This is a genomic window from Blastococcus sp. SYSU DS0552 (assembly GCF_054050815.1).
Genome location: NZ_JBJHAB010000003.1, coordinates 230899 through 253733 on the forward strand (window position 1 = coordinate 230899; position 22835 = coordinate 253733).

At 74.7% G+C, this 22835-nt stretch carries 23 protein-coding genes; 12 read left to right on the forward strand and 11 right to left on the reverse strand.

The genetic code is table 11. The features are described from left to right. Positions 1 to 14 precede the first annotated feature (14 nt). Positions 15 to 1256 carry a GNAT family N-acetyltransferase gene (locus tag ACI8AG_RS04725; protein WP_456596114.1) on the forward strand — a complete coding sequence of 414 codons (1242 nt, stop codon included), beginning with the start codon at positions 15 to 17 and terminating at the stop codon, positions 1254 to 1256. A gap of 148 nt (positions 1257 to 1404) precedes the next feature. Here the strand turns inward: ACI8AG_RS04725 and argG are convergent, their stop codons facing one another. Together argG and ACI8AG_RS04735 are read right to left on the reverse strand one after the other, a co-directional pair. Further along, positions 1405 to 2856, reverse strand: coding sequence for an argininosuccinate synthase (gene argG, locus ACI8AG_RS04730; RefSeq protein WP_456596115.1), 1452 nt, complete (start codon positions 2854 to 2856; stop codon positions 1405 to 1407). Between the two features lie 92 nt (positions 2857 to 2948). After that, on the reverse strand, positions 2949 to 3440 hold the full coding sequence (locus tag ACI8AG_RS04735) for a ribose-5-phosphate isomerase (RefSeq protein ID WP_456596116.1): 492 nt from the start codon (positions 3438 to 3440) through the stop codon (positions 2949 to 2951). A gap of 27 nt (positions 3441 to 3467) precedes the next feature. On the opposite strand from ACI8AG_RS04735, the gene ACI8AG_RS04740 reads away from it, so the two are divergent. After that, positions 3468 to 4133 carry a DUF429 domain-containing protein gene (locus tag ACI8AG_RS04740; RefSeq protein ID WP_456596117.1) on the forward strand — a complete coding sequence of 222 codons (666 nt, stop codon included), beginning with the start codon at positions 3468 to 3470 and terminating at the stop codon, positions 4131 to 4133. Positions 4134 to 4136: 3 nt separating this feature from the next. On the opposite strand, the gene ACI8AG_RS04745 is transcribed toward ACI8AG_RS04740, so the two are convergent. Beyond that, positions 4137 to 4898, reverse strand: a complete 762-nt coding sequence (locus ACI8AG_RS04745; protein WP_456596118.1) for an SDR family oxidoreductase — start codon at positions 4896 to 4898, stop codon at positions 4137 to 4139. Positions 4899 to 4994: 96 nt separating this feature from the next. After that, complete coding sequence (locus ACI8AG_RS04750; RefSeq protein WP_456596119.1) at positions 4995 to 5654, reverse strand: mycothiol-dependent nitroreductase Rv2466c family protein; 660 nt, start codon at positions 5652 to 5654, stop codon at positions 4995 to 4997. Positions 5655 to 5811: 157 nt separating this feature from the next. Between ACI8AG_RS04750 and pepN the strand changes: the two genes are divergently transcribed. After that, positions 5812 to 8364 carry an aminopeptidase N gene (pepN, locus tag ACI8AG_RS04755; protein ID WP_456596120.1) on the forward strand — a complete coding sequence of 851 codons (2553 nt, stop codon included), beginning with the start codon at positions 5812 to 5814 and terminating at the stop codon, positions 8362 to 8364. A 220-nt stretch (positions 8365 to 8584) separates the two neighbouring features. Here pepN and ACI8AG_RS04760 read toward each other — a convergent pair whose 3' ends face one another. From ACI8AG_RS04760 to ACI8AG_RS04780, 5 genes are read right to left on the reverse strand one after another with little or no spacing between them, the layout of a single operon-like run. Further along, the gene (locus ACI8AG_RS04760; RefSeq protein ID WP_456587677.1) at positions 8585 to 9043 is read right to left on the reverse strand and encodes a DUF5130 family protein; all 459 of its coding nucleotides are present in this window, start codon (positions 9041 to 9043) and stop codon (positions 8585 to 8587) included. 54 nt (positions 9044 to 9097) lie between these two features. Beyond that, a complete protein-coding gene (gene ctaJ, locus ACI8AG_RS04765; RefSeq protein ID WP_456587678.1) occupies positions 9098 to 9499 on the reverse strand; it encodes an aa3-type cytochrome oxidase subunit CtaJ in 402 nt (133 codons plus the stop codon). Between the two features lie 30 nt (positions 9500 to 9529). Continuing rightward, entirely contained in the window at positions 9530 to 10963 is a 1434-nt protein-coding gene (locus tag ACI8AG_RS04770) for an amidase (protein WP_456596121.1), read from the reverse strand. An 11-nt stretch (positions 10964 to 10974) separates the two neighbouring features. After that, on the reverse strand, positions 10975 to 11832 hold the full coding sequence (locus tag ACI8AG_RS04775; RefSeq protein ID WP_456587680.1) for an SCO6745 family protein: 858 nt from the start codon (positions 11830 to 11832) through the stop codon (positions 10975 to 10977). After that, positions 11829 to 12434, reverse strand: a complete 606-nt coding sequence (locus ACI8AG_RS04780) for an HNH endonuclease (protein ID WP_456596122.1) — start codon at positions 12432 to 12434, stop codon at positions 11829 to 11831. Before ACI8AG_RS04780 ends, ACI8AG_RS04775 begins: the two co-directional genes overlap by 4 nt. Positions 12435 to 12575: 141 nt before the next feature. Here ACI8AG_RS04780 and ACI8AG_RS04785 point away from each other — a divergent pair, with 141 nt between their 5' ends. The 8 genes from ACI8AG_RS04785 to ACI8AG_RS04820 all read left to right on the forward strand — a co-directional run bounded on the left by ACI8AG_RS04785 (position 12576) and on the right by ACI8AG_RS04820 (position 20872). After that, the gene (locus ACI8AG_RS04785; RefSeq protein ID WP_456596123.1) at positions 12576 to 14675 is read left to right on the forward strand and encodes a prolyl oligopeptidase family serine peptidase; all 2100 of its coding nucleotides are present in this window, start codon (positions 12576 to 12578) and stop codon (positions 14673 to 14675) included. A 128-nt stretch (positions 14676 to 14803) separates the two neighbouring features. Next, positions 14804 to 16138 (forward strand): MFS transporter, encoded by a 1335-nt coding sequence (locus ACI8AG_RS04790; protein WP_456596124.1) that lies wholly within the window; start codon positions 14804 to 14806, stop codon positions 16136 to 16138. Continuing rightward, on the forward strand, positions 16135 to 16554 hold the full coding sequence (locus ACI8AG_RS04795; protein ID WP_456596125.1) for a globin: 420 nt from the start codon (positions 16135 to 16137) through the stop codon (positions 16552 to 16554). The genes ACI8AG_RS04790 and ACI8AG_RS04795 overlap by 4 nt, the downstream gene beginning before the upstream one ends. A gap of 76 nt (positions 16555 to 16630) precedes the next feature. After that, positions 16631 to 18271, forward strand: a complete 1641-nt coding sequence (locus tag ACI8AG_RS04800; protein ID WP_456596126.1) for a glycoside hydrolase family 13 protein — start codon at positions 16631 to 16633, stop codon at positions 18269 to 18271. A gap of 100 nt (positions 18272 to 18371) precedes the next feature. After that, positions 18372 to 18935 carry a biotin transporter BioY gene (locus ACI8AG_RS04805; protein ID WP_456596127.1) on the forward strand — a complete coding sequence of 188 codons (564 nt, stop codon included), beginning with the start codon at positions 18372 to 18374 and terminating at the stop codon, positions 18933 to 18935. Then, the gene (locus tag ACI8AG_RS04810) at positions 18932 to 19666 is read left to right on the forward strand and encodes an energy-coupling factor ABC transporter ATP-binding protein (RefSeq protein ID WP_456596128.1); all 735 of its coding nucleotides are present in this window, start codon (positions 18932 to 18934) and stop codon (positions 19664 to 19666) included. Before ACI8AG_RS04805 ends, ACI8AG_RS04810 begins: the two co-directional genes overlap by 4 nt. After that, a complete protein-coding gene (locus ACI8AG_RS04815) occupies positions 19663 to 20319 on the forward strand; it encodes an energy-coupling factor transporter transmembrane component T family protein (protein WP_456596129.1) in 657 nt (218 codons plus the stop codon). Before ACI8AG_RS04810 ends, ACI8AG_RS04815 begins: the two co-directional genes overlap by 4 nt. 16 nt (positions 20320 to 20335) lie before the next feature. Next, positions 20336 to 20872, forward strand: a complete 537-nt coding sequence (locus ACI8AG_RS04820; RefSeq protein WP_456596130.1) for an MOSC domain-containing protein — start codon at positions 20336 to 20338, stop codon at positions 20870 to 20872. 111 nt (positions 20873 to 20983) lie between these two features. On the opposite strand, the gene ACI8AG_RS04825 is transcribed toward ACI8AG_RS04820, so the two are convergent. Next, positions 20984 to 21400, reverse strand: coding sequence for an acyl-CoA thioesterase (locus tag ACI8AG_RS04825; protein WP_456587690.1), 417 nt, complete (start codon positions 21398 to 21400; stop codon positions 20984 to 20986). Between the two features lie 81 nt (positions 21401 to 21481). Between ACI8AG_RS04825 and ACI8AG_RS04830 the strand changes: the two genes are divergently transcribed. Beyond that, a complete protein-coding gene (locus ACI8AG_RS04830) occupies positions 21482 to 21901 on the forward strand; it encodes a protein-tyrosine phosphatase family protein (RefSeq protein ID WP_456596131.1) in 420 nt (139 codons plus the stop codon). A gap of 31 nt (positions 21902 to 21932) precedes the next feature. On the opposite strand, the gene ACI8AG_RS04835 is transcribed toward ACI8AG_RS04830, so the two are convergent. Then, a complete protein-coding gene (locus ACI8AG_RS04835) occupies positions 21933 to 22556 on the reverse strand; it encodes a maleylpyruvate isomerase family mycothiol-dependent enzyme (RefSeq protein WP_456587692.1) in 624 nt (207 codons plus the stop codon). Positions 22557 to 22835 lie beyond the last annotated feature (279 nt).

Genomic DNA, 22835 nt, shown 5'->3' on the forward strand with positions numbered 1-22835 from the left:
GTAGACACAGCGCTGTGAGCGACCTCGACGCCCGGTTCCGTCCGGTGACCCCCGACGAGTGGCCGGTCTTCAGCCGGGCCATGCACGACGTCTTCGCCGACGAGGCGCCGGCCGACTTAGTCGAGCGGCCGTCGTCGGTGGCGGAGCTGGACCGGTCGCTGGCCCTGTGGGAGGGCGACCGCGTCGTCGCCACCGCCGGCATCTACAGCCGGACCCTCGCCGTCCCCGGCGCGCTGGTGCCCTGCGCCGGCGTCACCTGGGTGACCGTCGCCCCGACCCACCGCCGGCGCGGCCTGCTCACGGCGATCATCCGCCGCCAGCTCACCGAGCTGCACGAGCAGCAGCGCGAGCCAGTGGCCGCGCTCTGGGCGGCCGAGTACCCGATCTACGGCCGGTTCGGCTACGCGCCGGCGACGGTGGAGGCGCGGTTCTCCGGTCGCACCGAGCGCCTGCGGCTGCGCTCGGACGTCGACCTCGGCACCGGCCGGGTGGAGCAGGTGCCGGTCGAGCAGTACCGCCCCGCCGCCGTGGACGTCCACCGGGCGGTGCACCGCTGGGTGCCCGGGAACATGGTGCGCGACGACCGCTGGTGGGACCGGCAGCTGCGCGACGACCCGTCCCGGCGGCACGGGGCCACCGAGCGCCGCTACCTGCTGCACCGAGAGGCCGACGGCACGGTCACGGGGTACGCCGCCTACCGGGTGAAGGGCGCCTGGAGCGACACCGGCGAGCCCGACGGCACCCTGACCGTCGAGGAGGTGCGGGCGACCGGCACCCCGGCCTACGCCGCGCTGTGGCAGGTGCTGCTGTCGGTCGACCTGGTCCGCACGGTGAAGTACCCGGCGGCCTCGCCCGACGACCCGCTGCGCTGGCTGGTCACCGATGCCCGGGCGCTGCACAGCACGCCGGTCGACGGCCTGTGGGTGCGGCTGGTCGACGTCGACCGGGCGCTGGCGGCCCGCCGCTACCCCGCCCCCATCGACCTCGTGCTGGAGGTGCGGGACGCGTTCTGCCCGTGGAACGAGGGGCGCTGGCGGCTCTCCGGGCACCCGGCCGGTGGCTACTGCGGCCGTACCGATCGCGACCCCGACATCGTGCTGGGCATCGAGGACCTCTCGGCCGCCTACCTGGGCGGCGTCTCGCTCGCGTCCCTGCAGGGCGCCGGCCGGGTGACCGAGATCAGCCCGGGCGCCGTCACGCTCGCGTCCACGGCGTTCGGCTGGCCGGTCACGCCGTGGTGCCCCGACGGCTTCTGAGCTGACCGTCCTCCCCGCGCGGGCGGGGAGGACGGTCGGGCCTCGTCCCGGGACCCGCCGCGAGCGTGCGAGCGGTGGGGAGGACGGTCAGGCCTCGTCCCGGGACCCGCCGCGAGCGTGCGAGCGGTGGGGAGGACGAGGTCCTTCTTCAGTCGGTGCCGGACTCCATCGCGGCCCGGTCCAGCAGCTCGTCGTGCGCCGACACCTTGCCGCGGGAGGCGATCGCCTCGGCGCCGCCCTCCTGGGAGGCGTCGATCAGCCCGGTCGCCGCGGCCTGCGCCGCACCGACGGCCACCGGGGTCGGCCCGCCCCCGACCATGCCGATCCGCGCGTACTGCTCCAGCCGGGCGCGCGAGTCGGCGATGTCCAGGTTCCGCATGGTGAGCTGGCCGATCCGGTCCACCGGGCCGAACGCGGAGTCCGACGTGCGCTCCATCGACAGCTTGTCCGGGTGGTAGCTGAAGGACGGGCCGGCGGTGTCGAGGATCGAGTAGTCCTCCCCGCGCCGCAGCCGCAGCGTGACCTCGCCGGTGACCGCCATGCCGACCCAGCGCTGCAGCGACTCCCTGAGCATGAGCGCCTGCGGGTCCAGCCAGCGGCCCTCGTACATCAGCCGCCCCAGGCGGCGGCCCTCGGAGTGGTAGGTGGCGAGGGTGTCCTCGTTGTGGATGGCGTTGACCAGCCGCTCGTAGGCGATGTGCAGCAGCGCCATGCCCGGGGCCTCGTAGATGCCGCGGCTCTTCGCCTCGATGATCCGGTTCTCGATCTGGTCGCTCATGCCGAGGCCGTGCCGGCCGCCGATCGCGTTGGCCTCCTTCACCAGGTCGACGGCGGAGTCGAACTCCCGCCCGTTGATCGTGACCGGCCGGCCCTGCTCGAAGCCGACCGTGACCGTCTCCGGCGCGATCTCGACGGCCGGATCCCAGAACCGCACGCCCATGATCGGCTCGACGGTCTCGATGCCGGTGTCCAGGTGCTCCAGCGTCTTGGCCTCGTGGGTGGCGCCCCAGATGTTGGCGTCGGTGGAGTAGGCCTTTTCTGCGCTGTCGCGGTAGGGCAGGCCGTGGGCGACCAGCCACTCCGACATCTCCTTGCGGCCACCGAGCTCGGCGACGAAGTCGGCGTCCAGCCACGGCTTGTAGATCCGCAGCGCGGGGTTGGCCAGCAGGCCGTAGCGGTAGAACCGCTCGATGTCGTTGCCCTTGTAGGTCGAGCCGTCGCCCCAGATCTGGACGTCGTCCTCGAGCATCGCCCGCACGAGCAGGGTGCCGGTGACCGCGCGGCCCAGCGGGGTGGTGTTGTAGTAGCTGCGCCCACCGGAGCGGATGTGGAAGGCACCGCAGGTGAGCGCGGCGAGGCCCTCCTCGACCAGCGCGGCGCGGCAGTCGACCAGCCGGGCGAGCTCGGCGCCGTAGGCCGTCGCGCGGCCGGGGACCGAGGCGATGTCCGGCTCGTCGTACTGCCCGATGTCCGCCGTGTAGGTGCAGGGGACGGCGCCCTTGTCGCGCATCCACGCGACCGCTACGGAGGTGTCGAGACCACCGGAGAAGGCGATGCCGACGCGTTCGCCGACGGGCAGGGAGGTGAGCACCTTGGACACGAGGGCAAGTATGCACGATGCTGCATAGTCATGCAGAGCCGCCCTCGCGAGACGGGATCAGCCGGGCGGCGTCGCCGTTCCGGCCGGCCGCGTCACGGGTGCTGGGTGCGCGTGGGCAGCCCGCCCGCCGGACGGTGCCGGTCCCGCTCGTAGTCGCTGATCAGCCCGATCCGGCGCACGTGCCGCTCGTCGCCGCTGAACTCCGTCCCGAGGAACTCCAGCACCAGCGCCGTGGCCTCCTCGTCGCTGTGCTGGCGGGCGCCGATGGAGACGACGTTGGCGTTGTTGTGCTGGCGGGCCAGCTGGGCGGTCGCGGTGTTCCACACCAGCGCGGCCCGGACGCCGGGAACCTTGTTCGCCGCGATCTGCTCGCCGTTGCCGGAGCCGCCGATGACCACGCCGAGCGACCCCGGCTCGGCCACCGTCCGCTCCCCCACCTCGAAGCAGAACGGCGGGTAGTCGTCCTGCGCGTCGTACTCGAACGCGCCGCAGTCGACCGGCTCGTGGCCGGCCTCGGCCAGCGCCCGCTTGAGGTGCTCCTTGAACTCCAGGCCCGCGTGGTCGGTGCCGATGAAGACGCGCATGCCGGGGAGTCTGACAGGCTCGCCGGCGTGGCTGTGCTCGGGCTGGACGGCTGGCGCGGCGCCTGGGCCGGGGCGCTGCTGGACGACGGCGTGGTGACACTGCTGGCCCTCCCCGACGCCCCGGCCGCCCTCGCCCTGCCCGGGGTGGACGTCGTCGCCGTCGACATGCCGATCGGGCTGGCGGAGAACCGGCCACGCGTGTGCGACGTCGCCGCCCGGCGGTTGCTCGGCCGGGCCGGCAGCTCCGTCTTCCCCGCACCGCTGCGGCCGGTGCTGGGCGCCGCCGACTACGCCGACGCCTGCCGGACCTCGGTGGCGGTGTGCGGGAAGGCGCTGTCGAAGCAGGCCTGGTTCCTCGTGCCGTCGATTCGCTCGCTGGACGAGGCCCTCGGCGACCCGCCCGACCCGCGGGTGCACGAGGTCCACCCCGAGCTGGCGTTCCGGGCGCTCGACGACCGGGTGCGCGACCCGAAGGCCACCGCCCGGGGGCTGGCGCAGCGGCTGGCCGCCCTGCGCCCGGTGATGGACGTCGACCGCGCGCTGGCCGAGGCGCCGCCGCGGCTGCCCGCCGTCGACGCCCTGGACGCCTGCGCCGCGGCCTGGTCGGCCCGGCGGATCGCGGCGGGGAGTGCGAAAACCGTCGGCGGTGACGAGCGCGACGGCCGGGGCCGGCCGATGGAGATCAGCTGGTGAGGCTCACGAGCCGGTGACGCGGCGGACCACCGACAGCGGCAGCACCCGCAGCAGCCGTGCGACCGCCGTCCAGGGCCAGCCCGGCACGTAGGCCGTGACCGGCTCCCGTTCCACCGCTGCGGTCAGCGCGTCGACGCCCTTGTCCAGGCCGACGGTGAGCGGGCCGCGGCGGCCGACGTTGATGTCGGTGGCGATGTAGCCGGGCAGGATCGTGGAGACGACGATCCGCGAGCCGTACACGTCCGAGCGGATGCCCTCGGCGAGCGAGTTGAGCGCCGCCTTGCTCGCCCCGTAGGCGGTGCGGCTGCCCGGCATGCCGCGCACGGAGGCGACCGAGGAGATGAGCACCAGGTGGCCCATGCCCTGGCGGCGGAACAGCTCCATCGCCGCCTCGCACTGGGCATGCGAGCCGAGCACGTTGGTGTGCAGGACGGCGCGGTTCTGCGCCGCCCCGCCGGCGCCCACGGAGACGCCCTTGCCGATGCCGGCGTTGACGATCACGCGGTCGAAGCCGCCCAGCCGCTCGGCCAGCTCCGCGAAGACGGTGGGCACCGAGGCGGCGTCGTCGACGTCCATCGCGGCGACCTCGACCCGGATGCCCGGGTGCGCCGCCCGCAGCTCGGCCTGCAGCGCCTCCAGCCGCTCGACGCGGCGGGCGCACAGGGCGAGGTCGCGCCCCATGGCGGCGAACCGGCGGGCCATGCCCTCGCCGAGGCCGGAGCTGGCGCCGGAGATGAAGATGCGCTGGCGGGTGGGGTGCGGCATCCCGACAGCATGCCGCACCCCCGCCCGGAGCTCATCGGAACGGCCCCCGTCCAGAGGCTCGACCCGAGCGTGCAAGGACGAGGGGGACGGGGGTCCTTACCGGGTGAGCTTCAGGGCGTCGGCCGGCACGGAGTCCATGTCCGGGCCCGAGGTGCGGGTGCGCTTGAGCTCCCAGAAGTCGGGCAGGTTCGCCAGCAGGACGGCCCCGTCGAATGCCTTGCCGGCGTCCTCACCGGTCGGCACCTTGCTGATCACCGGGCCGAAGAACGCCACGCCGTCGATGTGCATGACCGGCGTGCCGACGTCGTCGCCGACCGGGTCCATGCCCGCGTGGTGGCTCTTCTCCAGGGCCTCGTCGTACTCGGTGGAGTCGGCGGCTTCGGCCAGCGACGCCGGCAGCCCGACCCGCTCCAGGGCCGGCGCGATGAGCTCGTCGAGCTCGAGCTCCTCATGGTGCCGCAGGGTCCCCATCGCGGTGTAGAGGTCGCCGAGCACCTCGTCGCCGTGCTGCTGCGCCGCGGCCATCGCCACCCGCACCGGACCCCAGGCCTTGGCCATCATCTCCTGGTACTCCTCCGGCAGGTCGCGCCCGCGGTTGAGCACCGCCAGCGACATGACGTGCCAGTGCAGGTCGATGTCGCGCACCTTGGCCGCCTCCAGCACCCAGCGGCTGGTCAGCCAGGCCCACGGGCACAGCGGGTCGAACCAGAAGTCGACGCGGGCCTTCGTGGGGGCGCTCTGCACTGCCTCGGTCATCCTTGCTCCTTGCTCCTCGCTCGGGTGCCCGGGTCGCCGAGCGCCCGGGCCGTCTCCCGGCAGGCAAGCCCCGCCGAGGGGTGGTTGTTCCCTGCCGCGGGCCGCCGACCGGCAGACGGCGGGCGCACCGTCGTCCCCGCATGACAAGCTCTCCGGCGTGGCCGTACCCAACCTGACCCGCACTGATGCCGCCGCCCGCGCGGAGCTTCTCGCCGTCCAGAGCTACGACATCGCCCTCGACGTCACCGACGGCGCCGGGCACCCCGGCGAGCGCACGTTCCGCTCGACGACGACCGTCGAGTTCGCCTGCCACCGGCCGGGCGCGGACACCTTCATCGACCTGGTCGCGGAGACGGTGCACTCCGCGACGCTGAACGGCACCGAGCTCGACCTGAGCTCCTACACCGAGGAGGGCGGGCTGCCGCTGCCCGGCCTCGCCGAGTCGAACACGCTGGTGGTGACGGCGGACTGCCGGTACTCCAACACCGGCGAGGGCCTGCACCGCTTCCTCGACCCCGAGGACGGGCAGGTCTACCTCTACACCCAGTTCGAGCCGGCCGACGCGAAGCGGATGTTCACCTGCTTCGACCAGCCCGACCTCAAGGCCACGTTCACGATGCACGTGACCGCGCCCTTCGACTGGCAGGTCGTCTCCAACACCGGCGACCGCACGATCGAGGCGGGCGAGGGCGGCTCGCAGCTGGCCCACTTCGCGCCCACCAAGCGCATCTCCACCTATCTGGTGGCGCTCATCGCCGGCCCCTACGCCAAGGTCACCGACCTGCACGAGGGCATCCCGCTGGGGCTGTACTGCCGGGCGTCGCTGGCCCAGTACCTCGACCCGGAGGAGATCTTCCGGGTGACCAAGCAGGGCTTCGACTTCTACCACCGGGTGTTCGACTACCCGTACCCGTTCGACAAGTACGACCAGCTGTTCGTGCCGGAGTTCAACGCCGGCGCGATGGAGAACGCCGGGGCGGTCACGTTCCTGGAGGACTACGTCTTCCGGTCGAAGGTCAGCCGGGCCCGCTACGAGCGGCGCGCGGAGACGATCCTGCACGAGCTCGGGCACATGTGGTTCGGCGACCTCGTGACCATGCGCTGGTGGGACGACCTGTGGCTCAACGAGTCCTTCGCCACCTACATCAGCACCCTGTGCCAGGCCGAGGCCACCGAATACCGGACGGCGTGGACGACGTTCGCCAACACCGAGAAGGCGTGGGCCTACGCACAGGACCAGCTGCCCTCGACCCACCCGATCGCCGCCGACATCCCCGACGTCGCAGCGGTCGAGGTCAACTTCGACGGCATCACCTACGCCAAGGGCGCCTCGGTGCTCAAGCAGCTGGTCGCCTACGTGGGCCGCGACGAGTTCCTCGCCGGCGTGCAGCGCTACTTCCGCCGGCACGAATTCGGCAACACCACGCTGGCCGACCTGCTGGGGCCGCTGTCGGAGAGCTCCGGCCGCGACCTGTCGGAGTGGGCCGACCAGTGGCTGCGCACCAGCCAGGTCAACACGCTGCGGCCGGTGCTCGAGCTCAGCGACGACGGCCGGTACACCAGCTTCGCCATCGAGCAGACGGCGGTGACCGAGCACCCGGTGCTGCGCAACCACCGGCTGGCCGTGGGCCTCTACAGCGAGGGCCCCGAGGGGCTCACCCGCACCCACCGGGTGGAGCTGGACGTCGCCGGCGCCCACACCGAGGTGCCCGAGCTCGTCGGCCACCCGGCCGCGGACCTGGTGCTGGTCAACGACGACGACCTCACCTACGCCAAGCTGCGGCTCGACGAGCGCTCGCTGGCCACCCTGCGCACGCGGATCGGCGCGATCCCCGACCCGCTGCCGCGCGCACTGTGCTGGTCGGCGGCCTGGGACATGACCCGCGACGCCGAGCTGCCGGCCCGCGAGTGGGTGCAGCTGGTGCTGGCCGGCATCGGAGCCGAGACCGAGAGCAGCGTCATCCAGTCGCTGCTGGCCCGGGTGCAGAGCGCTCTGTCCTCCTACGCCGACCCGGCGTGGGCGCCGACCGGCTGGGCCCAGCTGGCCGACCACGCGCTCGCCGCGCTGGAGGCCGCGCCGGCCGGGAGCGACCAGCAGCTGCTGTGGTCGCGCACGCTGGCCAGCGCCGCGCGCACCGAGGAGCACGCGGCGGCGCTGCGCGGCCTGCTCGACGGCTCGCGCAGCTACGAGGGGCTGGTCGTCGACGCCGACGCACGCTGGGCGTTCCTGCACGGGCTGGTCGCCATCGGCGCGGCCGGTGACACGGAGATCGACGCAGAGGCCGAGCGGGACGCCACCGCGACCGGCATCCGGCGCACGGCGACGGCGCGGGCGCTGCGCCCGACGGCGGTGTCGAAGGAGCAGACCTGGCAGCAGGCGTTCACCGACGAGTCGGTGCCCAACGCCGTCCACGAGGCGATGCTGCAGGGCTTCTGGCACCCGGCGCAGCGGGAGCTGACCGCCGGCTACGTCGACCGCTACTTCGCCGACATCCGGCCGCTGTGGGACCGCCGCCCGGGTGAGATCGCCAAGAACGCCGTGCAGTACCTGTTCCCGCCGGTCGTCGAGCCCCGCACCATCGCGGCCGCCGACGCCTGGCTGTCCGACACCGAGCAGCCGCCGGCGCTGCGCCGGCTGGTGTTCGAGGGCCGCGACGGCATCGCCCGCGCGCTGCGGGCCCGCGAGCGGGACGCCGACGCCGGGCACTGACCCGCGGACGACGAGGCCGGCGGTCACCAGTGGTGGCCGCCGGCCTCGTCGTCGCTCCCCCGCCGCCGCTTGATGATCAGGTCACCTGATCGTTAGGGGTCCTGGCTCAGCATCGGTCGTGAGCCAGGACCCCTGATGATCAGCTCACCTGATCAACAGGGAGCCGTGGACATGACGAAGGCGCCGCACTCCCGAGGGGGTGCGGCGCCTTCGTCGTCGTTCAGCGGGGGCGGAGCCCCGAGGGGTGCCCGGCCTGGTCGGAGAGCTGGCGCAGCCCGTTGACGATGCCGCCGACCAGGTCGCCGTTGGCGAAGGCGCTGGTCATGGAGAGCACCGCCAGGGCGCAGGCGCGGTCGGGCAGCCGGCGCGCGGCCCCGGCACCGGTGACCACCTCCACCACGCGCTGCCCCGGCGAGACGGCGATCAGCACCGCGTCGGAAGGGTTCTCGCCCGACCGGGCGTGCAGCTCCTCGGCGTGCGCGCGGGTCGGCGTGCGCAGCTCACCCACGTAGAGGGTGAAGCGCAGCCCGGTCTCGCGGGAGGACATGGTGAGCGCCTCGTCGAGGCGGGCCAGCTCCCGGAAGCTGAACACCTCGTCGAGCCGGCCTTCGTCGGTGCGCGCCGGGAGGGTCGCCTCGGTGGCGGTGTCGTGGGAATCGACTTCGAACACGCTGGTCATGGCCGGCCTCCGGGGCAGGTCGTCGGAACGTCGGGAACAGTCACCGGGGGCCCGTCACCAGGTCCCGCGGGCGCCGCCCAGCGGGCCGGCCGGCTTCGGACTGTGGGCGGGGTTCGTGCCGGCGGCGTGCGCGCCACCGGTGCCGACGCCCACCTCGGGGCCCGCCCCGGCCTTCGCGTCGAGGGCGCGCTCGCCCGGCTGCTCCGGGTACATCGACGAGCCCAGGGCGGCGGTGCCGCCGCCCGGGACGGCGGCCGGGCCGTGCGCCGGCGCGGGGCCGTGGCCACCGACGTGCGCGGGGTGCGGCTCGTACCAGACGGGCGCGTGGTTCCAGGGCTGGCCCGGCTTGTACCGGGTACGCCGGCCGCTGCCGGGCTTCAGGGTCAGCAACGCCAGCACCAGCACGACGGCGAGCGGGATGGCGGCGTAGACGAGGAGGGTCTCGGCGACGGTCACACCCGACAACTTACCGGGAGGCGGTCGCCCTCATCGGCTGTCGGCCCAGACGGCGGGGCGCCGGTGGTGCCACGGGCGGGCTGCCTCCAGCTGGGCGGAGAGCGCGACGAGGGTGGCCTCGTCAGCGGGGCGGCCGACGAGCATGGTGCCGATCGGCAGGTCGTCGGCCGTCCAGTGCAGCGGGACGCTGACCGCGGGCTGCCCGGTGACGTTGAACAGCGCGGTGAACGCGGCGTAGCGCTTCTGCCGCTCGAAGTCCGGCCCGCCCTCGCCGTCCTCGCCGAACCAGCCGATCGGTCGGGGGGTCATCGTGAGCACCGGGGCGAGCAGCACGTCGTAGCCGGCGGTCGCGCGCAGGAACTGCCGGGAGAAGGCGCGGAGGGCGAACATCGCCTCCATCGCGTCCCGAGCCGACAGCGCGAGGCCCCGGTCCTGCATCCAGCGGGTCAGCGGCTTCAGCAGCTCCTCGCGCCCGGGTGGGACCGGCAGGGTGGTCGCGCTCAGCGCCCAGACCCGCTCGAAGGACGGCAGCACCGCGGCGTCGAGCAGGCCTTTGGGCACGTCCTCGACGTCGTGGCCCAGGTCCGCCAGCAGCCGCGCGGCGTCGTCGAAGGCCCCGGCCACCTCCGGTTCCAGCTCTGCCCCGGGCATGGCCGACTCGGTGTATCGCCCGATGCGCAGCCGGCCCGGCTCCCGGTCGGCCCAGCCGAGGAAGGTCTCACCGGCCGGCAGCGGCGGGGCCCAGAACGGATCACCGATCTCGGGCCCGGCCATCGCGTCGAGCATCGCGGCCGCATCGCGCACGGTGCGGGCCAGCGGACCGCTGGTGCCCAGCCCGGTCACCTCGCTGCCGTAGGGGGCGTTGCTGATCCGGCCGCGGGTCGGCTTGATGCCGACCAGGCCGTTGATGCTGGCGGGGATGCGGATGGAACCACCGCCGTCGCTGCCCTGCGCGAAGGGCAGGAAGCCGGCGGCGACGGCGACGGCCGCTCCCCCGCTGGAGCCGCCGGCGAGCCGGGAGGTGTCCCAGGGGCACCGGGCCGGCCCGACCAGGTCGTTGTCGGTGTAGCAGGGGAAGCCGAACTCGGGCGTGTTCGTCTTGCCCACGCTGATGGCGCCCGCGGCGGCCAGCCGGGTGACCACCGCGTCGTCGACGGCGGGCACGAAGTCGGCCAGCGCCGCGGAGCCGAACGTCGTCCGGACACCCGCGGTGTTGTTCAGGTCCTTGATCGCGGTGGGCACGCCGAGCAGGGGCGGCAGCTCCCCACCCTCGCGCAGCCGGGCCTCGGCGGCCGCCGCACCGGCCAGCGCCCGCTCGGGGGTCACGGTGATGAACGCGCCGAGCCCGCTGTCGTGCGCGTCGATGCGGGCGAGCGCGTGCTGCACGAGCTCGGTCGGGCTGACCTCCTTCGCGCGGACGGCGGCGGCCTGCTCCAGTGCGGTGAGGTCGTGCAGCTGGGTCACGCTCCCGGACGCTAGTCCCCCGGTTCGGGGACGCCGATCGGGTTGCCCGCCGGCCAGTCCCCGGCGTCCACGACGGCACGGCGCAGCGGGTCGAGCAGCTCGGCCAGTCGCCGGCACCCGGACTCCCCGAGCGCCCGCCAGGGACCGGCGGCCAGGCGGTCGGTGTCGGCCTCGATCCCGGCGACCGCGTCCTGCCCGGCAGCGGTGAGCCGGTCGCCGGCCAGCCACCCGCGGTCGGCCAGCGCTGCCGCCGCTCCCTCCCACGCCGGGTCGTCCCAGCCGCGCGCCTTCTGCAGCCACGCCCGGTCGGCGCGACCGGCCGCGGCGGCCAGCACGTGGCTGCCCAGGCCGTCGACCTCGTGGGCCAGCAGGACGGCGGTGTGGCCGTCCCCGCGGTGCTCCCGCAGCGTGGTGAGCGCCTGCCAGAGCACCAGGTGCGGCTCCGGGGGCACGGTCAGCCCGGCGTTCGCCGCGGCGAGCGGACGCCCGGGCGGGTCGACGGCGGCGGCCGCGGTGGCGGCCAGCTCCATCGCCTCGATCGCCGCGGACGAACCGACCCACTCCTGCCCCAGCACGCGGCGGACGGCGGCGTCGACCCCGCTCAGCCGCGCCGCCAGCGCGGCGGCCGGGGTGACCGTCGTCCACACGCCGGGGACCCGGCGGGCGACGAAGGACGGCTCGAAGTTGACGAACGTCGCCGTCACCACCTCGGCGCCGACCGGGCCCAGGGGCGCCGCGCGGAAGGCGAAGTAGCCGTTCCAGAACCCGCGCAGGCCGACCTCGGCCGCCGCGGCCTGCGACTCCGGGGCGAAGTACGTGAGCGCGTGCAGCGGCTCGGCGAGCGCCCACAGCCGGCGAGCGTCGTTCACGCGCTGACGCTCTCCGGGACGCCGAGCCACTCCCGCCACCGGGGGTCGACGGTCCGGTGCCCGAGCAGCCGCCAGGCCGCGCCGCTCGGCGTGCTGGGCGGGCGCGGCAGCTTCCAGCCGAGCTCGGCCAGCGAGCGGTCGGCCTTGGTGTGGTTGCACCGGCGGCAGGCGGCCACCACGTTGTCCCACGTGTGAGTGCCGCCGCGGCTGCGCGGCACCACGTGGTCGATGCTGGTGGCCGAGCCGCCGCAGTACACGCAGGTCTGCCCGTCGCGGGTGAACACGGCCCGGCGCGACAGCGGGACCGACGCGGGATAGGGCACCCGGACGTAGCGGGTGAGCCGCACGACCACGGGCACGGGCAGGCTCAGGCGCTCGGCGCGGACGACGTCGGCGGTGACGTCGACCGGCTCGGCCTTCCCGGTGAGCACCAGCACGATCGCCCGCCGGCTGGAGACGACGCACAACGGCTCGTAGGTCGCGTTCAGCAGCAGGGTGGCCCCCGTCGTGGCGGGCGCGGGCAGGGGGACGAGCGGCGGGACGGGGTCGCGACGCGGGCCCGGGTGACCCGCCGACGTCGACCCGGGCGCGGAACGCGGCACGGATCACCTCCGGACGCCCCGGACCGTCGGGTGCTGCGCGACCCGCGGGCAGCCCCATTCTGACCCGAGGACCGCCGCTCGGCGCACTGGAAATCCCCGCGGCCCCGGCGGATGTCGGTGCCCGCCACTAGCGTTCCGGCCATGCGTTACCCGGAGGCCCCGCGCCTGGACCTGGTCGAGGAGCTGCACGGCCACCGCATCGCCGACCCCTACCGCTGGCTCGAGGACCCCGCCGACCCGCGCACGCAGGAGTGGTCGGCGGCGCAGGACGGGCTGGCCGCCGAGGTGCTCGGTGCGCTCCCGGCCCGTGATCGGTTCGCCGCGCGGCTCGGGGAGCTGGTGCGGGCGGGCGCCGTCGGCGTGCCGGTGTGGCGCGGCGGGCGGGCCTTCTCGACCCGCCGCGACCCGGGCCAGGAGCACGCCGTGCTCCGGGTGCGGGAGGCCGACGGCACCGTGCGCGTGCTCGTCGACCCGATGGAGCTCGACCCGGAGGGGACGACGACGCTCGACGCGTGGTCGCCCTCGTGGGAGGGCGACCGGCTGGCCTACCAGCTCTCCACCGGTGGCGACGAGGAGTCGCGGCTGTACGTGCTCGACGTGAACACCGGTGAGCTGTTGGACGGCCCGATCGACCGGTGCCGCTACTCCCCCGTCGGCTGGCTGCCCGGTGGCGAGGAGCTGTTCTACGTCCGCCGGCTCCCGCCGGACCAGGTGCCGGCGGGCGAGGAGCAGTACCACCGCCGGGTGTGGCGCCACCGCGTCGGCGCCGACCCGTCCGGCGACCTGCTCGTGCACGGCGACACCTTCGACCCACCCACCCTGGACCCCACCAACTACTACGGGGTCCGCACCAGCGCGGACGGGCGCTGGCTGGTCGTCTCGGCGTCGGCGGGCACCGCCCCGCGCGACGACGTCTGGCTGGCCGACCTGCGCGGGTCCGGCGACCTGCGCGAGCTGCAGCGCGGCGTCGACGCCCAGACCGCCGCGTGGGTCGCGCGCGACGGCCGGCTGTACCTGCTCTCCGACCGCGACGCCCCGCGCTGGCGGCTCGCGGTCGCCGATCCCGCCGACCCCGCCACCTGGGCGCCGGCGGCGTGGACCGACGTCGTCCCGCAGCAGGAGGGCGCGGTGCTCTCCGACGTCGCGCTCGTCGATGCGCCCGACGGCGACCTGCAGGTGCTGGCGGTGCACGCCGTGGACGCCACCGACCGGCTCTCGCTCTGGGCGGGGGACGGCGGCGGCCGGATCACCGAGGTGGCGCCGCCGGGCCCCGGCAGCATCTCGGGGCTGAGTGCACCGCCCGAGGGCGGCACCACCGCGTGGGTCGGCTACACCGACTACGCGACGCCGCCGTCGGTGCTGCGTTGGGACGCCACCGCCCCCGGTGGGCTCGAGGCCTGGGAGCAGGCGGATGTCGCCGGCGACGTGCCACCGCTGACCGTCGTCGAGACGCACGCGCGGTCGAAGGACGGCACGCCCGTGCACCTGTTCGTGCTCTCGGGCACCGGTGCATCCGACCGCCCCCGCCCCACGGTCCTCTACGGCTACGGCGGGTTCAACGTCTCGCTCACCCCGGCCTACACGGCACAGGCCCTCGCCTGGGTCGCCGCGGGCGGCGTCTGGGTGGTGGCCAACCTGCGCGGCGGGTCGGAGCACGGCGAGGAGTGGCACCGCGCCGGGATGCGGGAGCGCAAGCAGAACGTGTTCGACGACTTCGCCGCCGCCGCGGAGCACCTGGTGGCCGAGGGGTGGACGACGCACCCGCAGCTGGCGGTCATGGGCGGGTCGAACGGCGGCCTGCTCGTGGGCGCCACGCTGACCCAGCGGCCCGAGCTCGCCGCCGCCGTCGTCTGCAGCGCCCCCCTGCTGGACATGGTGCGGTACGAGCGCTTCGGCCTCGGCCGCACCTGGAACGACGAGTACGGCACCGCCGACGACCCGGTGCAGCTGGGGTGGCTGCTGGGCTACTCCCCGTACCACGCGGTGCGCCCGGGCACGGCGTACCCGGCGGTGCTCGTGACGACGTTCGAGTCCGACACCCGCGTCGACCCGCTGCACGGCCGGAAGCTGGCCGCCGCGCTGCAGCACGCCACCTCGGCGGACGCCCCGATCGTGCTGCGGCGGGAGACCTCCGTCGGCCACGGCGCGCGTGCGGTCAGCCGGACCGTGGGGCTCGCGGCCGACCAGCTGGCGTTCCTGGCGGCGCACACGGGACTTCCCGGATCACCAGGCGATCGGTAACGGGATGGACACGCCCATTCGACGATGCTGACGGCACGCGTTGCGCCTGAAATGATTCCGGTAATGACCGGATCACCGACCGTGCTCGGCGCTGACGCCGGACCGGCCGCCGCCGACCGCGGCGGCTCGTGGTCTGCGGGAACGGGGCTCCGCTGAGCGCCGAGGCACCGGACGACCCCGGCGACGACGCCACCGTCCGGCAGGCCACGTTCCGCGAGGTCTTCGCCGTCCGCGAGTTCCGGCCGTTGTTCGGCACCTACCTGCTGTCCGCGGCCGGCGACGAGCTGGCCCGGGTGGCGCTGACCGTGCTGGTCTACGCGCGCACCGACTCCCCGCTGCTGGCCGCCCTCACCTTCGCCATCAGCCACCTGCCCTGGCTGCTCGGCGGGCCGCTGCTGTCGGCGTTCGCCGACCGGCTGCCCCGCCACCGGGTGCTCATCGCCACGGACCTCGCCCGAGCCGGGCTGGTGGCCCTGATGGCGATCCCGGGCATGCCGCTGCCGCTCCTGCTCGGCCTCCTGTTCGTGGTCGGCCTGTGCGCGCCCCCGTTCGAGTCGGCGCGGTCGGCGCTCATGGCCGACGTGCTCGACGGCGACCGGTACGCCGTCGCCACCTCGCTCACCGGGATCACGCTGCAGCTGGCCCAGGTGGCCGGCTTCCTCGCCGGCGGCGCGCTCGTGGCGGTGCTCAACCCCTCCGCCGCGCTGCTGATCGACGCGGCCACGTTCGTCGTCTCCGCCGTCTGGTTGTGGGCCCGGCTGAAGCCCCGGCCGGCGCCGGCGACCGACGGCGCCGGCGCGCCCGGATCGCTGTGGCGCGACGCCTCGGACGGCCTGCGGTTCATCCGGCGCAGCCCCCGCCTGCTGGCGATCGTCGCCGTCCTCTGGGTCACCACGGGCTTCGTCTACGCCTCCGAGGGGATCGCCGCGCCGCTGGTGGACTCGCTCGGCCAGGGCGCGACGGCGGTCGGCATCCTGCTCGCGGCCAACCCGCTGGGGGTCACCATCGGCGGGCTGGTCATCGCGCGCCTGGTCCCGCCGACGCGACGGGAGCGGCTCGTCGCCCCGCTGGTGCTGGTCTCCCTCGCCCCGGTGCTGGTCGGCGGCGTGGTCGCGGCGGTGGCCGGCCCGGGGGCGGTGCCGTTCTGGATCCTGGTCGGGATGCTCTTCCTCTCGGGGCTCGGCGCCGCCTGGTCGATCCCGCTCAACGTCGCCTTCGTGCAGGCGGTGCCCAGCGCCTACCGCGGGCGGGCGTTCGGGGTCGCGGCCAGCGGGCTGGCCGGGGTGCAGGGCATCGGCGCGCTCGCCGCCGGCCTGGCCGCCGAGGGGCTCAGCCCGGCTGTCGTCGTGGCCCTCTCGGGCGCCCTCGGAATGATCGCGGTCGCCCCGGCGCTGAGGGCCTATCGGCGGACGCGGAACCGGGCGGACGTCGTGGTCGAGGCCGAGGGGGCTACCGGAGCATGAGCGAGTCGAGGCGGTCCCTGCCGTCGGCGCGGACCTTCTACGACGAGGTCGGGGGCGAGGAGACCTTCCGCCGGCTGGTGCAGCGCTTCTACGCAGCCGTCCGCACCGACCCCGTGCTGCAGCCGCTGTACCCCCAGGACGACTGGGAGGGCGCCGAGACGCGGCTGCGTGGCTTCCTCGAGCAGTACTGGGGCGGGCCGACGACGTACTCCGAGCAGCGCGGGCACCCGCGGCTGCGGATGCGGCACGCGCCCTTCGCCATCGGCCCGGTGGAGCGGGACGCCTGGCTCACCCACATGCGCGACGCCGTCGACTCCCTCGGGCTACCGCCCGAGCAGGAAGCGACGCTGTGGGGTTACCTGGAGATGGCCGCCCGCAGCATGCAGAACCGCTTCCCCGCCGACGCCGAGGGCTGAGCCCCGGCTCCCGCCGGTCCCCGTCCGGGGACGCGAGCGCGCACCGACACTGCACGTACCGACATCGAGGAGCCCGGTGAGCCCGGCTGAAGGACCCCCTGCCCCCCACCACTCGCCCGCTCGCGGCGGGCCCCTGCAGGGGGCCGCACGCACCCTGCGCCCCGGCGCCGACTGGTGGCGCGACGCGGTCTTCTACCAGGTCTACATCCGCAGCTTCGCCGACGGGAACGGCGACGGCGTCGGCGACCTGGCCGGCCTGCGATCGCGCCTGCCGTACCTGCGCGACCTGGGCGTCGACGCCCTGTGGATCACGCCCTTCTTCCCCTCGCCGATGGCCGACCACGGCTACGACGTCGCCCACCCCCGGGACGTCGAGCCGGTCTTCGGGGACCTGCCGGAGTTCGACGCGATGCTCGGCGAGGCCCACGCCCTCGGCCTGCGGGTCACCATCGACCTGGTGCCCAACCACAGCTCCCACGAGCGCGAGTGGTTCCAGGCGGCGCTGGCCGCCGGCCCCGGGTCCCCGGAGCGGGCACGCTACCTGTTCCGCGACGGGCGCGGGCCCGACGGCAGCGAGCCGCCGAACAACTGGCCGTCGGTGTTCGGTGGCCCGGCGTGGACCCGGGTGCCCGACGGACAGTGGTACCTGCACATCTTCGCCCCCGAGCAGCCGGACCTGAACTTCGCGAACCCCGAGGTCGTGGCCGACCTCGAGGAGACGATGCGCTTCTGGCTCGACCGCGGGGTGGACGGCTTCCGGATCGACGTCGCCCACGGCATGGCCAAGCCGGACGGGCTGCCCGACATGGTCCCGATGGACGACACCGGGCTGCTCGACGACCACGGCCCCGGCGACCACCGGTTCGACCAGGACGGCGTGCACGTGGTGCACCGCCGCATCCGGGCGGTGCTCGACCAGTACCCGGGCACCATGGCCGTCGGTGAGGTGTGGGTCTCCGACGACGACCGGCTCGCCCAGTACCTGCGCGAGGACGAGCTGCAGCTGGCGTTCAACTTCAAGCTGCTCACCGCCGAGTGGACGCCGGACGGGCTGCGCGACGCGATCACCCACTCCCTCGCCGCGGTCGAGGGCACACCGGCGCCCGCGTGCTGGGTGCTGTCCAACCACGACCGCCCGCGTCACGTGACCCGGTACGGCGGCGGGGAGCTCGGCACCCGGCGGGCCCGCGCGGCCGCGCTGCTGCAGCTGGCCCTGCCCGGAGCGGCCTACCTGTACAACGGCGACGAGCTCGGCATGCCCGACGTCGACCTGCCCGATGAGGTGCTGCAGGACCCCATGTGGTTCCGCTCGGGCGGCACCGAGCGCGGGCGCGACGCCTGCCGCATCCCGGTGCCGTGGTCGGGTACCGAGCCGCCCTACGGCTTCTCGTCCACGGCCGACACCTGGCTGCCCATGCCCGACGGCTGGGCGTCCCTGACGGCCGAGGCCCAGTGCACGGACGACGGTTCGATGCTGTCGCTGTACCGGAGCGCGCTCGCCCTGCGCGCCTCGTCCCCGCTGTTCCACGGCGAGGATCTGCAGTGGTTGCAGTCACCCGACCGTTGTGTCGCCTTCCGGCGTCCCGGCGGGCTGGTCTGCCTGGTCAACCTGTCCGGCGCCCCCGTGCCGCTGCCCGAGGGCCGGGTGCTGCTGAGCAGCGCGCCGGTCGACGACGGCAAGCTGCCCGACGACGCCGCGGTGTGGCTGCAGCCCTGAGCCGACCGGCCGGTGCCCGGGCGCCCCGCGGCGCTCGGGTACCTTGCCGCAGGCGACGCCGGACCGGCGGCGCACCTACCGGTCCGATGCAGGAGCTGACATGAAGACCCGGGACCTGGCCTACATCGCTCTCTTCGCGGCGATCATCGCCGTGCTGGGCACCCTGCCCGCCGTGAACATCGGCCCGGTCCCGATCACCGCGCAGACGCTCGGCGTGATGCTCGCCGGCAGCGTGCTGGGTGCCCGCCGCGGCTTCCTGGCCGTGCTGCTGTTCCTGGTCCTGGTCGCGATCGGCCTGCCGCTGCTGGCCAGCGGCAGCGGCGGCCTCGGCGTCTTCGCCGGCCCGACCGCCGGCTACCTGATCAGCTGGCCGTTCGCCGCGTTCGTCACCGGCTGGCTGACCGAGCGGTTCTGGGCCCGCTACAACGTCGCCTGGGGCGTGCTGTCCAACATCGTCGGCGGCATGGTCGTCATCTACCTGATCGGCGTGCCGGTGCTCGCCGCCGTCGGCAACCTGTCGCTGGGCGCGGCGATCGTCTCCGGCGCCCTGCCGTTCCTGCCCGGCGATGCGGCCAAGGCGTTCATCGCCGCGGCGATCGCCGTCCAGGTGCGCCGCAGCTACCCGGTGATCGACCGACCGCAGCGGGCGCTCGCCGACCGGTGAGGTTCCGCAGGTCGGAGCCGCGGGCCGACGCCGTCGCCGACCCGGCCCGCGGGATCGAGCTGCGGGGCGTCTCGCACCGCTACGGCGACCGCGCCGTGCTGAGCGACGTCGACCTGCACCTGACCGAGGCGCGCATCGGCGTCGTCGGCGCCAACGGCTCGGGCAAGAGCACCTTCGCCCGGTTGCTCAACGGGCTGGTCGTGCCGACGTCCGGGCTGGTGCTGGTCGACGGCCTGGACACCCGCAGCTCCGTGCGCGAGGTCCGCCGCCGCGTGGGCTTCGTCTTCCAGGACCCCGACGCGCAGATCGTCCATCCCACCGTCGCCGAGGACGCCGCCTACGGGCTGGAGAACCAGGGCGTGCCGGCCGCCGAGCGGGCGGCGCGGGTCGCCGAGGTGCTGGCGCGGTACGGGCTGGCCGGGCACGCCGACCACCCCGCGCACCTGCTCTCCGGCGGGCAGAAGCAGCTGCTGGCGATCGCCGGAGTGCTGGTCATGCGGCCCGCCCGCGTGGTGTTCGACGAGCCGACGACGCTGCTGGACCTGGTCAACGCCCGGCGCGTCGCCCGCGTGATCGACGAGCTGGAGCAGCAGGTGGTCGTGGTCACCCACCAGCTGGACCTGCTCGACGGCTTCGACCGGGTGCTCGTCGTCGACGGCGGCCGGATCGTGGAGGACGCGGCCCCGCGGGTGGCGATCGCGGCCTACCGGGCGCTGATGGAGCACCGATGACCCTCGCCCTGTACGTGCCCCGCCGCAGCCCCGTGCACCGGCTGCCCGCGGGCGCGAAGCTGCTGACGCTGGCGGCCCTCGCGGTCGCCCTGTTCGTCGTGCCGACGGTGCCCGTGGTCGCCGGCGCCCTGCTGGGCGTCCTCGCCATCGGCATCGGACTCGCGCGCGTGCCGGCGGCGGGGCTGGCCCGGCAGGCGCGCACGGTGCTGTGGTGGCTGGTCGGCCTGCTGGTCTTCCACACCGCGTTCAGCGACCCGACCACCGCTGCAGTCACCGTCCTGCGGTTGCTGACCCTGGTGCTGGCCGCCGGCGTGGTGACGGCGACGACGCGGGTGACCGAGATGGTGGCCGTGATCGAGCGGCTGTGCGCCCCGCTGCGGGTGGTCGGCGTGCGTCCCGCGCGGATCGGGCTGGTCGTGTCGATGGCGCTGCGGTTCATCCCGGTGCTGGCCGAGCGCGCCGCGCGCATCCGGGAGGCGCAGGCCGCACGCGGCGGGTCGGCGCGCGGGATCCGGGGCGTGCGGACGACGGTGGCCCCGCTGCTGGTGCAGCTGCTGCAGATGGCGCACACCGTGAGCGAGGCGCTGGACGCCCGCGGCGCCGACGACGTCCCCCCGGCCCGGGGACGCCGCTCCCCCGCTGCCGCCGCCTGACCCCGTGGAGGCCCCCGTGCACACCGGTTCGCTGCTGGAGATCTGGACGACGTCCGCGGCCGCGGGACCCATGAGCCGGAGGCCGTCGGCACGGCTGGTGCCGGGGATGGGGCTGGACGGCGACCGCTACGCCCTGGGCGGCGGCACGTGGGCGCAGTACCCCGACCTGGAGAAGCAGCTGACGCTGATCGACCGGGACGACGTCGCCGCCGTGGCCGCCGAGGTGGGCGGCGCGTTCTCGACCGCGGACACCCGGCGGAACCTGGTGACCACCGGCGTGGACCTGTCCTCGCTGGTGGGCCGGTGGTTCGCGGTGGGCGACGCACTGCTGTTCGGGATGAAGCGCTGCCCGCCGTGCACGCACCTGGAGCGGCTGACCGGGCTCAAGCTGGTGAAGGCGATGGTGCACCGCGGCGGCATCAACGCGGCCGTGTTCGGGGGCGCGGTGATCGCCGAGGGCGCCGTCGTGCGGCCGATCCCGGAGGAGGAGGCCGCCCGCCGCGGTGCGCCGACAGGTGCCGACCGCCCCGTGCCGCGGGTCGTCAACGGCTGACCCGCCGACCGCCACGGGTCTTCGCGTGCGCTCTGCCTCTGAGTGCCACGGGGAGCAGAGGCAGAGCGTCCGTCGACGTGCTCCTCGCCGAGCTCCCGGGTGCGTGGGAGCTCAGGTGCCGGCGGGCTCGTCGGTCCAGCGGGCGAGGAACTCCTTCTCCTCCGCGGTGATCCGGCGGGGCCGGTTCAGGGCGAAGTCGAACGGCACGAGCAGCGTGCTGCCCGTGACGGCGAGCGCCCCGTGGTCGAAGAGCTCGTAGTGGCAGGTGAACGCTGCGGCGCGGATGCCGGACACCCAGACCTGCACCTCGAGGGGCTCGGCGTCGTAGACGACCGACCGCTTGTAGGCGATCTCGTGCGATGCGACGACGAGCCCGCGGCGCATGCCGGTGCTCTCGTCGTGCGTCGGCTGCTCGAAGAAGAGGTTGACCCGCGCCATCTCGAAGTAGCCGAGGAAGGCGACGTTGTTGATGTGCTGGTAGGCGTCCATGTCCGACCAGCGCATGGGGACGTGCACCGTGTGCCTCACGCCGCCACCCTGCCCTACGCCGACGGGCGAGCCGTGCCGGGGCGGCTGCATCGGGGGCACCGGGGATCTAGCGTCGTCGATGTGGAGCCGTGGGCGGCGGATGCGCCGGGCGTGCTGACGCTCCCCTCGGGGCGGCGCGTCCGCGGGAGGTCGCTGCGGCAGGTGGCACCGGGGCCGCAACCGACGTTCGGGGTCTACCTGGGCGGTCGCCGGCCCCGCGTCCCGTGGGAGAGCCGCTGGGTGCGCTGGCGCGACTTCTCGCTGCCGGCCGACCCGGCGGCGCTGCGGGATGCACTGCGGGCCGCGCTGGAACGCACCGTCGATGGTCGGGTCGAGGTCGCCTGCCGGGGCGGGACCGGGCGCACCGGTACGGCGCTGGCCTGTCTCGCGGTGCTGGACGGCGTCCCGTCCGACCGGGCCGTGGCGTTCGTCCGTCGCGGCTACCGGCGTCGCGCGGTGGAGACGCCGTGGCAGCGCCGCTTCGTCGAGCGGTTCGGCTGACACGCCGGTGGCCGGCAACCGATGCCGGGGGTCATCCGCGGAGGCGCCGGGCCAGCCGCTCCTGGCCGGGTCCGGACAGTTCCCCGACCACACCGCGGCGCCCGGCCACGGTCATGAGGAGCGCCTCAGCCGTGCCCGTGACCTCGGGGCCGCGCCCGAACGTCCAGTCGACGTCCGTGGCCACCAGCCGCACGCCGCGCACGCGGAGCACCCCCAGCAGCGTCGGGGCGAACAGCGCGGTCCGCAGCGCCGGCACCACCCGCTCGGCCGGGATGGACCGGGGCACACCGAGGGGACGCCGGATGTCCTGCTGGTGGATCATCCCGTCGGTCAGCGCGATGGCTCCGCCCATCCCGGCGGTCAGCCCGGAGGGCGTGAGGTGGTCGTCCAGGAGCCGGACCAGCTCAGCAGGTGTCCGGGTGCCGTACTCGCGCAGCCCCACGGCGTTCGTGCGGTCCACCGTGAAGCGGCCGCGGAGGAACCGCTCGGCCAGCTGCCGTGTGCCGAGCTCCTCGTAGCTCAGCACGTGCGCCACCACGTCGCGGACCGACCAGCCCTCGCACAACGACGGGGCAGCCCACTGCTCGGGGGCGAGACCCACCAGGAGCGCGCGGAGGTCCTCTCGTTCGGCCCGGGCCAGGTCCAACAGGTCCATGCGCACCCCGCGGATCGCGGTCGTGCCGGTGCACGACGAGGACGACGCGAGGCTAGGAGGCCGGAGCGCGGTGGACCAGGGGGCACGGAGCGGGACGTCCCCGGCCCCGCCCCGGAACGCCGACGGCCGGTCCGGAGCAGATGCTCCGGACCGGCCGAGGGTGCGGCGATGGAACGGCCCCGCTGCGGGGACCCGCGCCGAACGTGCGAGGCGTGGGGGCAGCGGGCGGAAGGACCCTCTTCCCCTCGGCCCTCGCAAGCTCGGGCCGAGCCTCCGAAG